The organism is Nocardioides sp. (genome assembly GCF_030150155.1).
Lineage (GTDB): Bacteria > Actinomycetota > Actinomycetes > Propionibacteriales > Nocardioidaceae > Nocardioides.
Genome location: NZ_JASLGR010000015.1, coordinates 17,301 through 34,557, shown reverse-complemented (window position 1 = coordinate 34,557; position 17,257 = coordinate 17,301). Strand labels below are relative to the sequence as shown.

Genomic DNA, 17,257 nt, shown 5'->3' with positions numbered 1-17,257 from the left:
GTGGTGAACCCGGATCTCGGCGGTGGTGAACCCGGAAGTCGGCGCTAGGCGGGCTCGGCGATGGTCTTGATCTCGAGGTACTCCTCGAAGCCGGCCACCCCCATCTCGCGGCCCAGCCCCGAGGCCTTGTAGCCACCGAACGGCGCGTCGGGGGCGAACCACTGGCCGCCGTTGATCCCGAGCGTCCCGGTCCGGATCCGGCGGGCGAGGGCCCGGGCTCGCTCGGGATCGGCGGCGTCGACCGACCCCGAGAGCCCGTACGGCGAGTCGTTGGCGATCCGGACGGCGTCGTCGTCCCCGTCGTGGGCGATCACGACCAGCACCGGACCGAAGATCTCCTCGCGGGCGACCCGGGCGGTGTTGTCCAGGCCGGCGATCACGGTCGGCTCGACCCAGAAGCCACCGGCCAGCTTGCCGTCGTGGGTCGCGAGACCGCCCCCGGTGGCGAACCGCCCGCCCTCCTCGACGGCCAGCCGCAGGTAGTCCAGCACCCGCTCGCGCTGCACCTGACTGATCACGGGGCCGCAGACCGTGCCACCGTCGGCGGGGTCCTGGGCGCCGAGGCCGCTCATCGTCGCAGCCGCGATCTGGACCGCCTCGTCGTAGCGGGCGCGCGGCACCAGCAGCCGGGTGGTCAACGCGCAGCCCTGGCCGGCGTGGACCGAGACCGCGAACGCCGCCATCGACACCGCCGAGGCGAACCCGGCCTGGTCGAGGTCGTCGAGCACGATCGCCGCGGACTTGCCGCCGAGCTCCAGGAAGACCCGCTTGAGGGTGGGTGCCGCGGCCGCCATGATCGCCTGCCCGGTCGCGGTGGAGCCGGTGAAGCTGACCAGATCGACCCGCGGGTCGGTGGTCAGCGCGGCGGCCACGGCGTTGTCACGCGGCGTCACCACGTTGAACACCCCGGCCGGGATGTCGGTGTGCTCGGCCACGATCCGGCCCAGCTCAGCAGCCAGCCAGGGAGTGTCGGGGGCCGGCTTGAGCACCACCGTGCACCCGGCGGCCAGCGCCGGACCGACCTTGGCCAGGTTGATCTGGTTGGGGAAGTTCCACGGCGTGATCGCCGCGACCACCCCGACCGGCTCGCGCCGCACCGTGCGGCGCGAGGAGAGCCCCATCGTGACGCCGATGCCCAGGTCGCTCTCCCAGGAGTAGGACTCGGCCAGGTCGGTGACCCACGCGAGACCCTCGACCGGCGCGTCGTACTGCGGGCCGGCGGTGAACATCGCCGGTGCCCCGGCCTCGGCGATGGTCAGCGCCCGCATCGACTCCCCCGCCTCGACCAGGGCGGCATGCAGCTGGCGCAGGCACCGCACCCGCAAGGCCACGTCGGTGGACCAGTCGGTCTCGTCGAAGGCCCGCCGGGCCGCAGCGATCGCGGCGTCGACGTCACCGGCGGTGCCCTCGGGCGCGACTCCGATCTGCTCCCCGGTGGCCGGGTTCCAGATCGGGTACGTCGCCCCGGACGAGGCTCCGACGAGCTTCCCGTCGATCAGCTGCTGGGCCGGTGCGTTGTCCGGCGTACGGGCACTCATGCGGATGCCTGGGTGACGTACTCCCCGGCCTCCACCGGCGGCGGCCACACCGTGCTCGGCAGGTCGGCGAGGTGGTAGTGCCCCGGCACACCGTGGCCGGTCACCGCCATCCGCTTCAGCAGCGTCTCGGGTGCCTTGCCCGCGCCCACGATCTCCAGGAACGTGTGCGCGGTCGAGGGCAGGTCGAACCAGTCGCGCTGCCACGCGATCTTGATCTCACCGGCCTCGGGCCCCTCGGCGATCCGGGTGAGCCCGAACCAGGACCCGCCGAGGCCGACGATCTCGTACTCCGTCCCGGTGGCCTCGTTGAGGATCCCCGAGCGCTGCTTCCAGAACCCGATCACCATCGACTTCTGGTCGTCGATCATGGTGCAGACGTAGTCGTAGTGCCAGCCGTCCAGGCCGTCCATCTCGATCCCGATCGCCCAGTCCCGGATCTGGTCGCGGCCGACCGCCATGAAGTGCTCGTCGGGAGCGTACATCCAGCCGTACGTCGCCTCGGGGGCGTACGACTCGGCCAGCGGGCGCCAGTCGCCGGTCGCCTCGACCGCACGGTTGAGGGCCAGCCACTCCTCCCAGAACTGCTCGATCTCGGCGCGGGTCAGCGCTGCGGTGGCGGTCATGAGGTCTCCTCCAGGGTCAGGGCGACGGCGGGGCAGTACTTCACGGCTTGGCTCACCGCGCTGCGGTGCTCCTCGCCGACGGGATCGAGGGCGATCACGACGTGGTCGGCGTCGTGGTCGTAGGCGAAGACGGCGGGATCCTCGGCCAGGCAGAGCTGGTGGCCCTGGCACAGGTCCAGGTCGGCCACCACCCGCAGGCCGGACGCGCTCATCACGCGCTCCGCTCGCGGCGGCGGTACCGCACCCGCGCAGGCTGGGAGAGCTGGATGACCATCTTCGAGCAGTCGTCGCGGTAGTCCTCCAGGGGCTGCACCGCGGCGAAGGTGAAGTCACGCAGCAGCACCGAGAAGATCGCCTTCATCTGCATCATCGCGAACGCGTTGCCGACGCAGCGGTGGCGTCCGGCGCCGAACGGGATCCAGGTCCAGCGGTGCGCCAGGTCCTCCTGCCGGTCGTCGAGGTAGCGCTCGGGGTGGAAGCCGTCGGCGTCGGGGAAGTCAGCCTCGATCCGGTTCGAGACCCGGGGCGAGGCCGCCAGCACCGCTCCGGCCGGGACCACCTCACCGGCGATCTCCAGCTCCTCGCGGACCAGCCGCAGCAGGATGATCAGCGGCGGGTGCAGCCGCAGGGTCTCCTTGAGCGCGGCCTCCAGGACCGGGATCTCGCGCAGCGCCTGGAACGAGACCTCCGGGGCCTCGCCGCCCTCGTCGGGGGTGTAGAGCCCGTCCAGCTCGGCGACCACGTCGGCCATCGCCTCGGGGTGGCGCAGCAGCTCGATCATCGCCCACGACGCGGTCCCCGAGGAGGTGTGGTGGCCCGCGAACATCATCGAGATGAAGATCCCGGTGACCATGTCGGCGCTCATCTCGATCGAGATCAGCACGTCGAGCAGGTCGCGCTCCTCGCGTGGCACGGTGCCGCGCGCGATCCGCCGGTCGATGATCTCGCTGACCAGCGCGACCAGCTCGGCGCGGGCGGCGTCGCGGACCCGGAACGACTCGATGTCGGCGTACGCATCGACATAGGCGATCGCGTCGGTACCGCGCTCGAGGCGGTGATAGGCCGCGGCGAAGCGCCCGTCCAGCTCCTCGCGGAACGGTCGGCCGATCAGGCAGGCCGAGGTGGTGTAGATGGTCAGCTCGGCGAAGAAGTCGAGCAGGTCGATCTCCCCGCTCTCGCCCCAGCCGGCCACCATCCGGCGGATCTCGGACTCGATGGTCGAGGCGTGGCCGCGCATCATGTCCCCGCGCAGCGCCTGGTTCTTCAGCATCTGCTGGCGCTCGGTGGGCGAGGCGTCGAAGACCACGCCGGGCCCGAAGATCGGCGTCATGAAGGGGTACGCCGCTGCCTGGTCCAGGACCTCGTCGGGTGCCCTGAAGAACGCCTCGTTGGCCTCGGCCCCCGAGACCAGCACGACCTCCTTGTCGGCCAGCCGGAACCGCCCGATGTCGCCGCACTCGGCGCGGACCCGCTCCAGCAGGCCGATCGGGTCGACCCGGAGCTCGGGCAGGTGCCCGGTGCCCTTCAACAGCGGCTCCAGGGTCGGGTCCTGATCGTCCAGGACCATCGAGACGTCGCGGATCATGAGTCCTCCACAGGGGCTTCGGGGTTGACGTCGATCAGGCTGAGATGGACGCCGCGCGGCGCTGTCACGATCGAGGTGATCGCCTCAGCATGGGCACGCGCGTGCAGGAAGTGCGGGTGCCGGGCCAGGCCGAACCTGATCCACTGGCTGAGCACGAAGGCGGCCTCGTCGTCGGACCAGTCGGTCCCCATCCCCGACCAGGTCGGCCCGGGACGGACCAGGGAGGCACGGATGCCGGTGCCTTCGAGCTCCATCTGGAGTGCGCCGACCATCCCCTCCAGCCCCCACTTGCCGGCCGCGTAGGCCGCCATGAACGGCCGCGGCCGCACCGCCACGTCGGAGGAGACGAAGACCAGATCGCCGCGGCGCCGCGTGGTCATCGCGGGCACGAAGGTCCGCACCAGGCGGTGCGCCCCGACCAGGTTGAGGTCGAGCTCGGCGGCGAACCGGGTCGAGTCGATCTCGGCCAGTGCCCCCGGCGCCACCACCCCGGCGTTGGACACGACCACCTCGATCTCCCCCAGCGCCGCCGTCGCCTGGTCGGCGAAGCGGGCCAGGGAGGCGTCGTCGGTCAGGTCGAGCGCGAGCGCGACCGCCTCTCCCCCGGCGGCCCGGATCTCGGCGGCGATCTCCTCACAGGTCTCGACCCGGCGGGCGCCGAGCGCGACCGGCAGGCCGGCGGCGGCCAGGGCGCGGGCGGTCTCGGCCCCGATCCCCGAGGAGGCGCCGGTGACGACGGCCGGTCGGCGTTCGGGGTGGGTGGCGCGGCCGGGGCGGGCCATCACTCGGCGCTCCGCGGCGTGAACGTGACCGGCAGCGCGGAGAACCCGCGCACACTCGTCGAATGCACCCGTACGGCGCCACCGGAGCGCACCTGGAGGGCCGCGATCCGCTCGATCAGCGAACGCAGCACCACCCGCGCCTCCAGCCGGGCCAGGTGGGCGCCCAGGCAGAAGTGCCGACCGTTGCCGAAGCTGAGGATCCGGGCCCACTCGGCGGGGTCGCGGTGCAGGTCGAAGGTGTCGGGGTGCTCGAAGACGTCGCCGTCGCGGTTGGCCGAGCCGAGCAGGAGCAGCAGCTTGGCACCGACGGGGACCCGGGTGCCGTGCAGCTCGAACTCCTCGGCCACGTAGCGCGCGATCATCTGCGAGGAGGTGTCGTGGCGCAGGGTCTCCTCGATCCAGGCGTCGACCAGGCCGGGGTCGGCGAGCACGTCGGCGACCGCCTCGGGGTGGGCGGCGAGGTGGAAGAGGGCGTTGCCGAGCAGCTTGGTGGTGGTCTCGTTGCCGGCCACCACCATCAGGAAGAGGAAGGCGATGATCTCGGCGTCGGTGAGCCGGTCGCCGTCGATCTCGGCCTGGGCGAGCTCCCAGGTCAGGTCCGGCGCGGCGCCGTCGGCCGGTGGCGGGGCGTCGCGCCGGGCGCCGACCATCGCGGCGTAGTAGGAGATCAGCTCGATCGCCGCGCTCATCCCGGCCGGCGGCACGTCGCGGACGCCGTCCTCGCGGTGCACGACCAGGTCGGCCAGCGCACGGACGTGGTCGCGGTCGGCGACCGGGACGCCCATCATCTCGCTGATCACATCCATCGGGAGACGTCCGGCCAGGTCGGCGATCCAGTCGACCTCGGTGCCGGTGACGACCCGGTCGAGGTAGTGGTCGGCGAGCCCCTGCACGGTCGGCTCCAGGTCGGCGATCCGACGTGGGGTGAACGCGGCCGAGACCAGACGTCGCAGCCGGGTCTGGGCGGCCCCGTCGAGGGCGAGGAAGCTCATCACGCGGTGGGCCTCCGGGCTCCACGCGCTGGCGTCGAGGGAGACCCCCATCCGGTTGGAGAAGGTGGTGTCGTCGCGCAGCGCGGCCCAGATGTCCTCGTAACGCGAGAGCACCCACAGGTCGTCGTCCACGGCGTGGAAGAGCGGTGCCTCGGCACGCAGCCGGGCGTAGGTCGGATACGGGTCCTCGTGGAACTCGTAGTCGTAGGGGTCGAAGGCCACCCCGGTGGCGACGCCGCTCATGCGTTCCCCGCCACGATCACAGCCACTGCCTGCTCCAGCCGGTCGGCCATGTGCTCGTAGGTGAAGATCCCCATCCCCGCCTGGAGCAGGGCCCCGGAGAAGGCGAGGACGAGGGCGTCCAGCAGCGCCGGGCGGACCGGGTCGTGACCCTCGGATCCGGCCAGGGCGGTCTCGAAACGACGTACCAGCTCAGCGCCGATCCGCAGCCGGAGCCGCTCCACATCGGGGTCGGTGCCGAGCAGGGCCGGGGTGACGGCAGCGGCCAGCGCCGGCTCGGCGACGATCCGGTCGGTGGTGGCCCTGACGGTGGCCTGGACCCGCTCGACGGCGGTGGCCCCGGTCACCGGCGGCGGGTCACCGGCGGTCAGGTGGCGCCAGAACAGCTCGGCGAAGAGGTGCGACTTCGAGGCCAGGTAGGTGTACGCCGTCGCCGGGGAGACCCCGGCCCGTGCGGCCACCACCCGGATGGTGAGCGCCTCGTGGCCGGTCTCGCGCAGCTCCGCGAGACCGGCCTCCCACAGGCGCTGCACCGTCTCGGCCTGACGTGGGTTGAGTGCCTGGCGGGGCGCGATGGACATCTGACTGGACACGTGTCCAAACTAGAACACGTTCTCCTCATTGACAAGAACTTGTTCCAGAAACGAGGGTGAGCCTGTGAGCCGACCCCTACACCTCGCCGACGTCCTCGAAGTCCTCGCCGATGCGGTGCCGGAGCGGACGGCGGTGTTCACCACCGCACGCCGGTACTCCTTCGCCGAGCTCGACGAGCGTGCGACCCGCCTGGCGAACCACCTGATCGACCTGGGCCTGCCGGTCGGGGCGCACGTCGCCATCCACGCCTCGAACCGGATCGAGTGGGTCGACGCGCTCTACGGCTGCCTCAAGGCACGCCTGGTGCCGATCAACGTCAACTACAAGTACCTCGCCGACGAGCTGGCCTACCTCTACGCCAACGCCGACTGCGTGGCCACCCTGATCGCACCCGAGCACGTCGACACGGTGGCGGGACTCGACCTGTCGCTGCTGCGCACCACCGTCGTCTTCGGCCCGGAGTACGACGCTGCACTGGCCGCCTCCTCGACCGACAGGTCCCTGGGCGGGCGGACCGAGCAGCGCAGCGGGGACGACCGCTACGTGCTCTACACCGGCGGCACCACCGGACGTCCCAAGGGCGTAGTGTGGCGGATCGAGGACCTGATCCGGGCGGCCCTCAACGAGTCCCGGTTCCGGGCGCCGATCGCGTCGGTGGAGCAGCTCGGCGAGGAGGCGGCCGCCAACCCGACCCCGATGACGCTGCTGGCCTGCGGGCCGATGATGCACGGCGGCAGCCAGTGGATCCTGGGCAACGCCCACGTCGGCGGTCACACGGTGGCGCTGTACACCGAGCGCAGCTTCGACGCGGCCCAGATCCTGGACCTGGTCGAGGCCGCCGGCGTCGCCTCCCTCACCTTCCTCGGCGATGCGATGGGACGCCCGGTCGCCGAGGCGATCCTGGCCGAGCCCGATCGGTGGGACCTGTCCTCCCTGGTCGCGGTCTCCAACGGTGCCGCACCGCTCTCGGCCGGGGTCCGGGAGCAGATCCGCGAGGCCCTGCCGGGACGCTTCATCCTGGACTCGATGGGGGCCTCGGAGTCGGGGGCCACCGGCTCCCGGATCGACGACGGCACGACGCCCGCCACCGAGGCACCGACGTTCACCGCTGGCGACGAGGTGACAGTGCTGCGCGCCGACCACACCCCCGCCGAGGTCGGCGAGGAGGGCCTGCTGGCCCGCAGCGGCCCGATCCCGCTGGGCTACTACGGCGATCCGGCCAAGACCGCTGCGACCTTCGTCGAGGTCGGCGGCGTCCGCTGGGCGATCCCCGGCGACGCCGCCCGGCGCGAGGCCGACGGCACCATCACCCTGCTGGGTCGCGGGTCGGTGAGCATCAACACCGGCGGGGAGAAGGTCCACCCCGAGGAGGTCGAGTCGACCCTGCTGCGTCACCCCGACGTCTTCGACGCGGTCGTGATCGGCGTCGCCCACGAGCGCTGGGGCCAGCAGGTGGTGGCGCTGGTCCAGCTGCGCGACGGCGCGAGCACGACCCCGGCCGACCTCCAGGCGCACTGCCGCTCGCTGATCGCGAACTACAAGGTGCCCAAGGAGGTGATCGCGGTGCCGCACGTCCCCCGCACCGCGGTCTCCAAGGTCGACTACGCCGCCAGCGCCGCCCTGGCCCGCGCGCTGCTCAGCGACCCGACCCTCACCGCCCAGAGCTGAGCACGAAGTCGGCGCACCGCTCCCCGATCATGATCGAGGGTGCGTTGGTGTTGCCGCTGGTGATGCTCGGCATCACCGACGCGTCGGCGACCCGCAGGCCCTCGATCCCGCGCACCCGCAGCTCGGGGTCGACCACGGCACGCTCGTCGGTGCCCATCCGGCAGGTCCCGACCGGGTGGTAGACCGAGTGCACGATCTGCGGCAGCACCTCCCGGATCGCGGCGTCGCTCTGATACCCCGGACCCGGGGCGATCTCGCCCTCGTTGTCCCCCACCCCGGGCATCGCCTCGCGCAGCCGGGCGATCCCCTCCAGCAGCACCTCGGCGTCGCCCGGCTCGCGCAGGTAGGCGGGGTCGATCAGCGGTGCGACCGTCGGGTCGGTGCTGGCCAGACTGACCGTGCCGCGGCTCGCCGGTGCCACCAGGGTGGGCAGCAGGCACAGGCCCGGCTTCGTGGTCGGAGGGCGCACCGGGGTGTCGGCGTCCTGGTTGGGGAACGGGTAGATCCAGTACAGGACGTGGAACTGCAGGTCCGTCGCCTCGGTCGAGCCCGCCCGCGAGGAGCGGGTGAAGCCCGAGGCCTCGAACTGAGAGCCGCTGGCCCAGCCACCGCGGGTCATCCGGGCCCGGGCCAGGCCGCGCAGGAAGTACGCCGGCGTGGGCCGGCGTACGGCGGAGTCCATCCGGAAGGAGATCGGCACGTAGAGGTGGTCGTGCAGGTTCTCGCCCACCGGCAGGTCGGCGTGGACCTCGATCCCGAGGCGGCGCAGCTGGTCGGAAGGCCCGATCCCGGAGAGCTGGAGCAGCTTGGGTGAGTCGAAGGTGCCCGCGGCCACGATCACCTCGCGGGTCGCGGTGATCTGCTGCAGGTCGCCGTCGGTGCCGAGCACCTCGACCCCGCTCGCCCGGGAGCCGGTGAGCAGGATCCGGGTGGCCCGCGCCCGGGTCAGGATGAGCAGGTTCTGGCCGGCGCCGCGCAGATAGGCACGCGAGGTGGAGTAGCGCCGGCCGTCGGCAGCGCTGAGCTGCATCACGCCGAAGCCCTCCTGGTGGGCTCCGTTGTAGTCCTCGGTCACCGCCATGCCGAGGCGGCCGGGGACCTCGGCGAGGAAGCTCTGCGCCGCCGCTGTCAGGTCCCGCTGGCGGCGTACCTTGATCGGACCTCCGGTCCCCCGGTAGGCGTCGGCACCGCCCTCCCAGTCCTCCATCCGCTTGAAGGTCGCCAGGACGTCGGCGTAGGACCAGCCGGTCGCGCCGTCGGCGGCCCAGTCGTCGAAGTTCTGCCGGTGACCGCGCACCCACAGCATCCCGTTGATCGAGCTGGAGCCGCCGACCACCTTGCCGCGGGTCATCGGGATGACCCGGTCCTGTGCGGCGGCCTGCGGGACCGACTTGTAGCCCCAGTCGACCAGCTTCTTGAGCTGTGGGGTGGAGAGCATCACCGCGACGGCGCCGGGGATCTCGAGCAGGTTCTTCACCCCGATCCGGGCGTCACTGCCACCGGCCTCGATCACGATCACGCTCGCACCGCTGTCGGCCAGGCGTCGAGCGGTCGCCGCTCCCGCGCTGCCGGCACCTACGACGACATAGTCAGCCTGCATGGAGGCGAACCTAGAACAGGTTCCAGGCCCCGTCCACGGATTGGCGACTTTCGGCCCTGGAGACACACCCGTTCGCACCATTGCTCTTTCGGCCCCCAGGGCACACAGTGAGCACTGTGACGTGCGTCACATTCATACGCACCCATTGGGAGGGATCGTGCGTCCGACTCGCTTGCTCTGCCTCTTCGCCGGAGGCTTTCTGCTCACCGCCGCCGTCCTCGCCCAGGTCTGGCTGCCCGGCCACGTCCTGCGCACGCCGCTCAACGTCGACAACACCACGCACCTGAGCGGCACCGCGGAGTCGATGACCTTCTCCGGCACCCAGCCGGTCAAGGTGGTCAACATGACCCAGGTCATCCCGAGCCTCTCCTCCGACACCGACGTGGCCTGGGGCTCGCGCTCGTGCGTCGTCATCGACGCCGCCGGCGCACCCGCCTGCCCCCACGCGAGCGACACCCGCTGGACGCTGGTCAACGCCTCCACCGACACCTACGCCTCCTCGCGTACGTCGGGCGAGGGAGTCTCCGACAAGGCCGCGCTGCCGACCGGGATCGACCCTTCGACCGGCCTGGTCAACAAGTTCCCGTTCCATGCCCAGAAGAAGGACTACGCCTACTGGGACTCCACCCTCGGCGCCGCCGCGACCGCGCGCTACACGGGCACCGCGACCCTGCGAGGGCTCACCACCTACGTCTACAGGATGACGATCCCGACCACGACACTGGAGATCTCCCCCGGCATCGAGGGCACCTACCGGAACACCACGACGTTCTACGCCGACCCGCTCACCGGCGCCCTGGTCAACCAGGTCACCGACATGAGCACGCAGCTGACCAACGGCACCACCGCGCTGGCGATGAAGATCGCGTTCACCCCCGACCAGGTCGCCTCCGGGGTGGCCGATGCGAAGCGGCACCACCTGCAGATCCTGCTCGCCCTGACGATCGCCCCGATCGCCTGTGCGCTGGCCGGACTGGCATTCCTCGGCACCGCGCTGATGCTCGCCCGCCGCGACCGTCGCGCCGGGCTCAGTCCGGCTCGCAAGGCCCCGCGCGCTCGACCCCGGCTGCCGTTGCGGGGTGCTCACGCCTGACCGCAGGGCATGGACGCCACCTAGAACGTGTTCTACGGTGCGTCCATGCGCCACGGAGTCGTCCTCTTCACCTCTGACCGCGGGATCGCCCCCGCCCAGCTCGCCGCCGCAGCCGAGGAGCGCGGCTTCTCGACGTTCTACGTCCCCGAGCACACCCACATCCCGGTGAAGCGGGAGGCGCTGCACCCGACCGGTGGCGAGGAGCTGCCCGACGACCGCTACACCCGCACGCTGGACCCGTGGGTGACGCTCGGCACCTGCGCTGCGGTGACCTCACGGATCGGCCTGTCCACCGCGGTGGCACTGCCGGTCGAGTCCGACCCGATCACGTTGGCCAAGACGCTGGCCACCCTCGACCACCTCTCCGGCGGGCGGGTCACGCTCGGCGTCGGCTTCGGCTGGAACACCGACGAGCTCGCCGACCACCAGGTCCCCGCGCAGCGACGCCGTACGGTGCTCAGGGAGTACCTGGAGGCGATGCGCGCCCTGTGGAGCGAGGAGGAGGCGTCGTACGACGGGGAGTTCGTCTCCTTCGGGGCCAGCTGGGCCTACCCGAAGCCGCCGCAGGGGCTGATCCCGGTGATCGTCGGCGCTGGTGGTGGCCCGCAGACGATGCGCTGGATCGCGCGCCACGCCGACGGCTGGATGACGACGCCGACCGAGTCGGGGATCGGCGAGAAGGTGAAGCTGCTCCAGACCGAGTGGGAGGCGGCGGGCCGCGAGGGCTCGCCGCGGATCCGGGTGCTGGTAGCCAAACGGCCCACCGACGACGATCTCGCCGAGTGGGCCGTGGCCGAGGAGCTGATCTGGGGCGTCCCCGATGCCGAGCCGGACGTCGTGCTGCCCTATCTGGACAAGCTCGCCGCCCGACTCGGGCTCGGCTGACCTCGGGAGGCCGGGCCGCTCAGCCCTGGGTGCCGTAGACCGGCTCGGGCGCCGGCGCCTTGGCGAGCAGGTCGATGAGGGCGGGGCCGACCTCGGCCGCCTCCCAGCGACGTCCGAGCGCCTGCGACGGGCCGTGCGACCAGCCGTTCTCGACGGTGATGGTGCCGCCGTCGATCTCGATCACGCGGCCGGTGACGTCGCGCGCCTCGGCGCTGGCGAGCCAGGCGACGATCGGGCTGTTGTCCTCGGGCAGGGCCATCGCGGAGGTGTCGAAGGCACCCTCGGTCATCCGGGTGCGGGCGACGGGGGCGATCGCGTTGACGGTGACGCCGTAGCGGCCCATCTCGGCCGCGGCGACCAGGGTCATCGCGGCGATGCCGCCCTTGGCGGCGGAGTAGGTGGTCTGGCCGATGGAGCCCTGCAGGCCGGCACCGGAGCTGGTGTTGATCACGCGGGCCTCACGGGTGCGCCCCGCCTTGGCCTCCTCGCGCCAGTAGGCGCCGGCGTGGCGCAGGGTGGCGAAGTGGCCCTTGAGGTGGACCCGGATGACGGCGTCCCACTCGTCCTCGGCGGTGTTGACCAGCATCCGGTCGCGGACGAACCCGGCGTTGTTGACCAGGATGTCCAGGCCGCCGTAGGTGTCGATCGCCTGGGCGATCAGGTCACGGGCCTGGTCGAAGTCGGCGACGTCGGCGCGGTTGACCTCGGCGTGACCGCCCAGGGCGCGGATGTCGGAGACGACCTCGTCGGCGGGCGACTCGCCGGTGCCCTCGCCGGAGATCGAGACCCCGTAGTCGTTGACGATCACCTTGGCGCCGTGGCGGGCCAGCTCCAGCGCGTGCGCCCGGCCGATGCCGCGACCGGCGCCGGTGACGATGGCGATCCGACCCTCAAGAAGTCCGGTCATGAGTGCTCCTTCTGTCTCGCCCGCAGGGGCTCGTGCCCTGCCCAGGGACGGGCGGTAGGCGGGTTGTCAACGTACCAAACAAACGCTAGGTTTGCCACACGTTCTAGCCGTACTGAAGGGGACCCATGAGCGTCACTACCGAGCTGCGACCCGACGGCATCGCCGTCATCACGATGGAGGCTCCCCCGGTCAATGCCCTGACCGTGCAGGGGTGGTTCGACGTCGCCGACGCCGTCACGGCGGCCGGCCGCGACCAGTCCGTCCGGGTCGTCGTACTGCAGGCGTCGGGCAAGGGCTTCAATGCCGGCGTCGACATCAAGGAGATGCAGAACACCGAGGGCTTCGACGCCCTGATCGGTGCCAACCGCGGCTGCTACGCCGCGTTCAAGGCCGTCTACGAGTGCGAGGTCCCCGTGATCGCCGCGGTGAACGGCTTCTGCGTCGGCGGCGGTGTCGGCCTGGTCGGCAACGCCGACATCGTGATCGCCTCCGACGACGCCTACTTCGGCGTCCCCGAGGTCAGGCAGGGGGCGCTCGGCGCCGCCACCCACATGGCGCGCCTGGTGCCGCAGCACCTGATGCGCACCCTGTACTTCACCGCGCGGACCATCTCGGCCGCCGAGCTCGTCACGCACGGCTCGGTCTACCAGATCGTCCCGCGCGCCGAGCTCGCCGAGGCCGCCCTGGCCCTGGCCGCCCAGGTCGCCGACAAGGACGGCCGGGTCATCCGTGCCGCCAAGGCGGCCCTGAACGGGATCGACCCGATCGACGTCAACAAGTCCTACCGCTTCGAGCAGGGCTTCACCTTCGAGCTGAACCTCTCCGGCGTCTCCGACGAGCTCCGTGACGACTTCGCCGGGACCAACAAGGCCGGAAAGGCAGGAGACAAGTGAGCACGCGACCTCGCGACAAGTCCACCTCGATCGAGGCGATCATCGACTCCCTCGAGGACGGGATGACGATCGGCATCGGCGGCTGGGGCCCGCGGCGCAAGCCGATGGCCCTGGTCCGCGCGCTGTACAACAGCGACCTCAAGGACCTCACCATCGTCAGCTGGGGCGGCGCCGACGTCGGCCTGCTGGCCCGCGCAGGCAAGATCCGCAAGCTGATCTACGCCTTCGTCTCCCTGGACTCGGTCCCGCTGGAGCCCAACTTCCAGCGCGCCCGTCAAAGCAAGTCCATCCCCGAGATCGTCGAGCTCGACGAGGGCATGTTCCAGACCGGCCTGCGTGCCGCCGCCGAGCGGGTGCCGTTCCTCCCGGCCCGCGCCGGTCTGGGCTCCGACGTGATGGTCAACAACCCCTGGCTCAAGACCGTCACCTCGCCCTACCCGGTCGTCGGTGGCGTGTACGACGGCCAGTTCGAGGAGCTCGTGGCGATGCCCGCTCTCCACCTCGACGTCGCCTTCGTGCACATGAACCGTGCCGACGCGCACGGCAACGCGACCTACCTCGGCCCGGACCCGTACTTCGACGACCTCTTCGTGATGGCCGCCGACCGGGCCTACGTCTCGACCGAGCAGATCGTCGACACCGCCGGCCTGACCGCCGCCACGGGCGAGTCCCCCGCCGTCCCGGTCCAGCGTCTGCTGATCAGCCGGATGATGGTCGACGGCGTCGTGGAGACCCCCCACGGGGCCCACTTCACCACCTGCACCCCCGACTACGAGCGGGACGAGAAGTTCCAGAAGGCCTACGCCGCCGCTGCCTCCGGCACCGACGAGGAGTGGGCCGCGTTCCACGACCGGTTCCTGGCCGGCGACGAGGCGGCCTACCAGGCCGCGGTGAAGGAGTTCCAGCAGTGAGCGAGTACAAGCGCGCCGATGTCTGCGCCGCCGCGATCGCCGACGCGTTCGCCTCCGACGGCGAGATCTTCGCCTCCCCGATGGGCCTGCTGCCCACCGTCGGTGTCCGGCTGGCCAAGCTGACCTCCAACCCCGACCTGGTGATCTCCGACGGCGAGTCGCTCTGGCTCGGCGGCACCCCGCCGATCGGCAGGTCCGACGTCGTGGAGGGCTGGATCCCGTTCCGCCGCGTCTTCGAGGTGGTCAACTACGGCAAGCGCCACGTGATGATGGGCGCCACCCAGGTCGACCGCGACGGCAACCAGAACATCTCCGCGATCGGTGACTTCGCCCAGCCCAAGCGCCAGCTGCTGGGTTCGCGCGGTGCGCCGGGCAACACGGTGAACAACCGCACGTCGTACTGGGTGCCCAAGCACTCCTCGCGGGTCTTCGTCGAGGCCGTCGACATCGTCTCCGGCGTCGGCCCGAAGCGGGCCAAGGCTGCCGGTGCGGGTGCCGCGCGCTACAACGACATCCACCGGATCGTCTCCAACCTCGGCGTGTTCGACGTCAAGGGTGCCGATGACACCGTCCGCCTGATCTCGGTGCACCCGTGGAGCAGCGTCGACGAGATCGTCGCCAACACCGGCTTCGAGCTCGCCATCGACTCCTCGGTGCCGACCACGCGCGAGCCGTCCATCGAAGAGATCACCCTGATCACCAACGTGATCGACCCCAAGGGCCTGCGTCTGCGCGAGGTTCCCGAGCCGGAGGCGGCTGCCTGATGATCGAGCAGAAGCTCTCCACACCGCTCACCGAGCTGGTCGGGATCAAGCACCCGGTCGTCCAGACCGGGATGGGCTGGGTCGCCGGTCCGCGCCTGGTCTCGGCCACCGCCAACGCCGGCGGTCTGGGCATCCTGGCCTCGGCCACGATGACCTTCGCCGAGCTGGAGAAGGCGATCATCGCGACCAAGGAGAAGACGTCGGCACCCTTCGGCGTCAACCTCCGGGCCGACGCCGGTGACGCCGCCGACCGGTGCAAGCTGCTGATCGACCACGGCGTCAAGGTCGCCTCCTTCGCGCTGGCGCCCAAGCCCGAGCTGATCGCCACGCTCAAGGAGCAGGGCATCGTCGTGATCCCCTCGATCGGGGCTCCCAAGCACGCCAAGAAGGTGGCCTCTTGGGGCGCCGACGCGGTGATGATCCAGGGCGGCGAGGGCGGTGGTCACACCGGTGCGGTGCCGACCACCCTGCTGCTGCCGTCCGTGCTCGACGCGGTCGACATCCCGGTCGTCGCGGCCGGCGGCTTCTTCGACGGGCGCGGTCTGGCCGCAGCGCTGTCGTACGGCGCTGCCGGGATCGGCATGGGCACGCGCTTCCTGCTCACCTCGGACTCCGCGGTGCCCCAGGCGGTCAAGGAGCTCTACCTGGGCTACGGCCTGGACGGCACCGTGGTGACCGACAAGGTCGACGGCATGCCGCACCGGATGCTGCGCACCTCCCTGGTGGAGTCGCTGCTCGACTCCTCGCTGGCCAAGCGCGCGGTCCCGACCCTGAAGCGGACCCTGGAGTTCAAGAAGACCTCGGGTCTGACCTGGCGCCAGCTCGCCGCCGACGGCAAGGCGATGAAGCACGCCCAGGGCCGCTCGCTGGCCCAGCTCGCGCTGGCCGCGAACACCCCGATGATGCTCAAGGCCGGTCTGGTCGAGGGCGACACCACGGCCGGTGTGCTGGCCTCGGGCCAGGTCGTCGGCCTGCTCGAGGACCTGCCCTCGTGCGAGGAGCTGATCGACCGCGTGGTGACCGAGGCTGCCGCCTCACTGTCCCGCGTCTCGACCTACCTCCTCTGACGCCGAATTCCGGGTTCCCCACGCGCGAGATCCGGGTTCACCACGCGCGAGATCCGGGTTCACCACACGTGAGTTCCGGGTTCACCACGGGTCACTGACCCACAGCCCGGCCGCCGAGACCTCACGCGAGGCTCGGCGGCCGGGCTGTCGTCGTGGTACCTAGCAGTAGGCGGTGAGGAAGAACGCCGACTGACTGAGGCCGTGGGTGGCGATGTTGGTCGACGCGACCGTCGCGGAGATACCGGCCACCGTCAGCACCTGGGTGGCGACCAGTTCGAAGTTGTTCAGAGGCGTGGCAGCGAACGTGCAGGCGTCCACGGCGACCGGGAACGTGACCGTGTAGATGTTGCCGACCACTGCCGAGCTTGTGCCCGCGGTGCTCGACGAGGCGAGGGTGCCGTCGAGGTTGACCTTGGCGGTGTAGATCGTGACGCCAGGGTCGCCCGGGTCGCCCTTGGCTCCTGTGGCGCCCGTGGCTCCGGGCGGCCCGGCGGGACCCTGTGGACCGGTGGCCCCGGTGTCGCCCTTGACTCCCTGCGGCCCTGCCACGCCCACGGCACCGGCGGCCCCTGCGGTGCCCGCAGCCCCGGTCGCGCCGTCCTTGCCCTGTGCGCCGTCCTTGCCGTTCTTGCCCGCCTTGCCCGTCGGGCCGCAGCCACGCACGAGCCCGGTGGCGACCTTGCCTCCCGCCCTCACCTTCACCCGGCAGTCGGCCGGCCGCCACGAGGAGGTCCTGATCACGAAGCGGCCCTCCTCGTCAGCTGTCGCAGCGAGGGACGTACCCACGACCGAGACGGCGCGTCCGGGCTTGGTGGAGCCGGAGATCCGCAGCACACCACCCAGGATGCGGGCGCCGGAGACCGACACATCGTCGCTGCGTGACTGGGCGGCGTACGCCATGGTGCCTGCGGCGGCGCCGGTGAGGGTGAGAGTCGCAGCCGCCACGGCGGCGACCTTGTGACGGGACGGGACGATGATCACTCTGAGCTCCTGGGAAGGCGGGGGCGACTGTGCGGATCACCCGCCGCGTCAACGGCTGTTCCTCCCGAGGGCAGGCTGCCGACAAGGCACAACGACGCCTAGCGCCCGCCTTATCGGCCGGACGGCGCCGGATC

17 protein-coding genes are annotated in these 17,257 nt (G+C 71.2%); 7 read left to right on the top strand and 10 right to left on the bottom strand.

Annotation, left to right across the window (positions count from 1 at the left end; translation table 11 throughout):
• Positions 1-44: 44 nt before the first annotated feature.
• Genes Q1V88_RS03015 through Q1V88_RS02985 form a run of 7 tightly spaced genes read right to left on the bottom strand, consistent with a single transcriptional unit; the run spans position 45 to position 6,353 of the window.
• Positions 45-1,538, bottom strand: a complete 1,494-nt coding sequence (locus tag Q1V88_RS03015) for an aldehyde dehydrogenase (RefSeq protein WP_300677710.1) — start codon at positions 1,536-1,538, stop codon at positions 45-47.
• Positions 1,535-2,161, bottom strand: a complete 627-nt coding sequence (locus tag Q1V88_RS03010) for a hypothetical protein (protein ID WP_300677707.1) — start codon at positions 2,159-2,161, stop codon at positions 1,535-1,537. The genes Q1V88_RS03015 and Q1V88_RS03010 overlap by 4 nt, the downstream gene beginning before the upstream one ends.
• Positions 2,158-2,373: a ferredoxin gene (locus tag Q1V88_RS03005; RefSeq protein WP_300677704.1), complete on the bottom strand. Its 216-nt coding sequence runs from the start codon at positions 2,371-2,373 to the stop codon at positions 2,158-2,160. Before Q1V88_RS03005 ends, Q1V88_RS03010 begins: the two co-directional genes overlap by 4 nt.
• The gene (locus tag Q1V88_RS03000) at positions 2,373-3,746 is read right to left on the bottom strand and encodes a cytochrome P450 (protein ID WP_300677701.1); all 1,374 of its coding nucleotides are present in this window, start codon (positions 3,744-3,746) and stop codon (positions 2,373-2,375) included. The genes Q1V88_RS03005 and Q1V88_RS03000 overlap by 1 nt, the downstream gene beginning before the upstream one ends.
• Positions 3,743-4,528, bottom strand: coding sequence for an SDR family oxidoreductase (locus tag Q1V88_RS02995; protein ID WP_300677698.1), 786 nt, complete (start codon positions 4,526-4,528; stop codon positions 3,743-3,745). Before Q1V88_RS02995 ends, Q1V88_RS03000 begins: the two co-directional genes overlap by 4 nt.
• Positions 4,528-5,763 carry a cytochrome P450 gene (locus Q1V88_RS02990; protein WP_300677695.1) on the bottom strand — a complete coding sequence of 412 codons (1,236 nt, stop codon included), beginning with the start codon at positions 5,761-5,763 and terminating at the stop codon, positions 4,528-4,530. The genes Q1V88_RS02995 and Q1V88_RS02990 overlap by 1 nt, the downstream gene beginning before the upstream one ends.
• Positions 5,760-6,353 carry a TetR/AcrR family transcriptional regulator gene (locus Q1V88_RS02985; protein ID WP_300677692.1) on the bottom strand — a complete coding sequence of 198 codons (594 nt, stop codon included), beginning with the start codon at positions 6,351-6,353 and terminating at the stop codon, positions 5,760-5,762. Before Q1V88_RS02985 ends, Q1V88_RS02990 begins: the two co-directional genes overlap by 4 nt.
• A 64-nt stretch (positions 6,354-6,417) precedes the next feature.
• On the opposite strand from Q1V88_RS02985, the gene Q1V88_RS02980 reads away from it, so the two are divergent.
• On the top strand, positions 6,418-8,022 hold the full coding sequence (locus Q1V88_RS02980) for an AMP-binding protein (RefSeq protein ID WP_300677689.1): 1,605 nt from the start codon (positions 6,418-6,420) through the stop codon (positions 8,020-8,022).
• On the opposite strand, the gene Q1V88_RS02975 is transcribed toward Q1V88_RS02980, so the two are convergent.
• The gene (locus Q1V88_RS02975) at positions 8,006-9,622 is read right to left on the bottom strand and encodes a GMC family oxidoreductase N-terminal domain-containing protein (RefSeq protein ID WP_300677686.1); all 1,617 of its coding nucleotides are present in this window, start codon (positions 9,620-9,622) and stop codon (positions 8,006-8,008) included. The two genes, Q1V88_RS02980 and Q1V88_RS02975, sit on opposite strands and share 17 nt — an antisense overlap.
• Before the next feature lie 157 nt (positions 9,623-9,779).
• Here Q1V88_RS02975 and Q1V88_RS02970 point away from each other — a divergent pair, with 157 nt between their 5' ends.
• Both Q1V88_RS02970 and Q1V88_RS02965 read left to right on the top strand, forming a co-directional pair.
• The gene (locus Q1V88_RS02970; RefSeq protein ID WP_300677683.1) at positions 9,780-10,715 is read left to right on the top strand and encodes a DUF3068 domain-containing protein; all 936 of its coding nucleotides are present in this window, start codon (positions 9,780-9,782) and stop codon (positions 10,713-10,715) included.
• Between the two features lie 45 nt (positions 10,716-10,760).
• Complete coding sequence (locus Q1V88_RS02965) at positions 10,761-11,600, top strand: LLM class F420-dependent oxidoreductase (RefSeq protein WP_300677680.1); 840 nt, start codon at positions 10,761-10,763, stop codon at positions 11,598-11,600.
• Between the two features lie 19 nt (positions 11,601-11,619).
• Here the strand turns inward: Q1V88_RS02965 and Q1V88_RS02960 are convergent, their stop codons facing one another.
• Complete coding sequence (locus Q1V88_RS02960; protein WP_300677677.1) at positions 11,620-12,507, bottom strand: SDR family oxidoreductase; 888 nt, start codon at positions 12,505-12,507, stop codon at positions 11,620-11,622.
• A gap of 125 nt (positions 12,508-12,632) precedes the next feature.
• On the opposite strand from Q1V88_RS02960, the gene Q1V88_RS02955 reads away from it, so the two are divergent.
• From Q1V88_RS02955 to Q1V88_RS02940, 4 genes are read left to right on the top strand one after another with little or no spacing between them, the layout of a single operon-like run.
• On the top strand, positions 12,633-13,400 hold the full coding sequence (locus Q1V88_RS02955; RefSeq protein ID WP_300677675.1) for an enoyl-CoA hydratase family protein: 768 nt from the start codon (positions 12,633-12,635) through the stop codon (positions 13,398-13,400).
• Positions 13,397-14,311, top strand: coding sequence for a CoA-transferase (locus Q1V88_RS02950; RefSeq protein WP_300677673.1), 915 nt, complete (start codon positions 13,397-13,399; stop codon positions 14,309-14,311). Before Q1V88_RS02955 ends, Q1V88_RS02950 begins: the two co-directional genes overlap by 4 nt.
• Positions 14,308-15,075 (top strand): CoA-transferase, encoded by a 768-nt coding sequence (locus Q1V88_RS02945; RefSeq protein ID WP_300677671.1) that lies wholly within the window; start codon positions 14,308-14,310, stop codon positions 15,073-15,075. Before Q1V88_RS02950 ends, Q1V88_RS02945 begins: the two co-directional genes overlap by 4 nt.
• Positions 15,075-16,142 (top strand): nitronate monooxygenase, encoded by a 1,068-nt coding sequence (locus Q1V88_RS02940; protein ID WP_300677668.1) that lies wholly within the window; start codon positions 15,075-15,077, stop codon positions 16,140-16,142. Before Q1V88_RS02945 ends, Q1V88_RS02940 begins: the two co-directional genes overlap by 1 nt.
• Before the next feature lie 159 nt (positions 16,143-16,301).
• On the opposite strand, the gene Q1V88_RS02935 is transcribed toward Q1V88_RS02940, so the two are convergent.
• Positions 16,302-17,123: a hypothetical protein gene (locus tag Q1V88_RS02935; RefSeq protein WP_300677667.1), complete on the bottom strand. Its 822-nt coding sequence runs from the start codon at positions 17,121-17,123 to the stop codon at positions 16,302-16,304.
• Positions 17,124-17,257 lie beyond the last annotated feature (134 nt).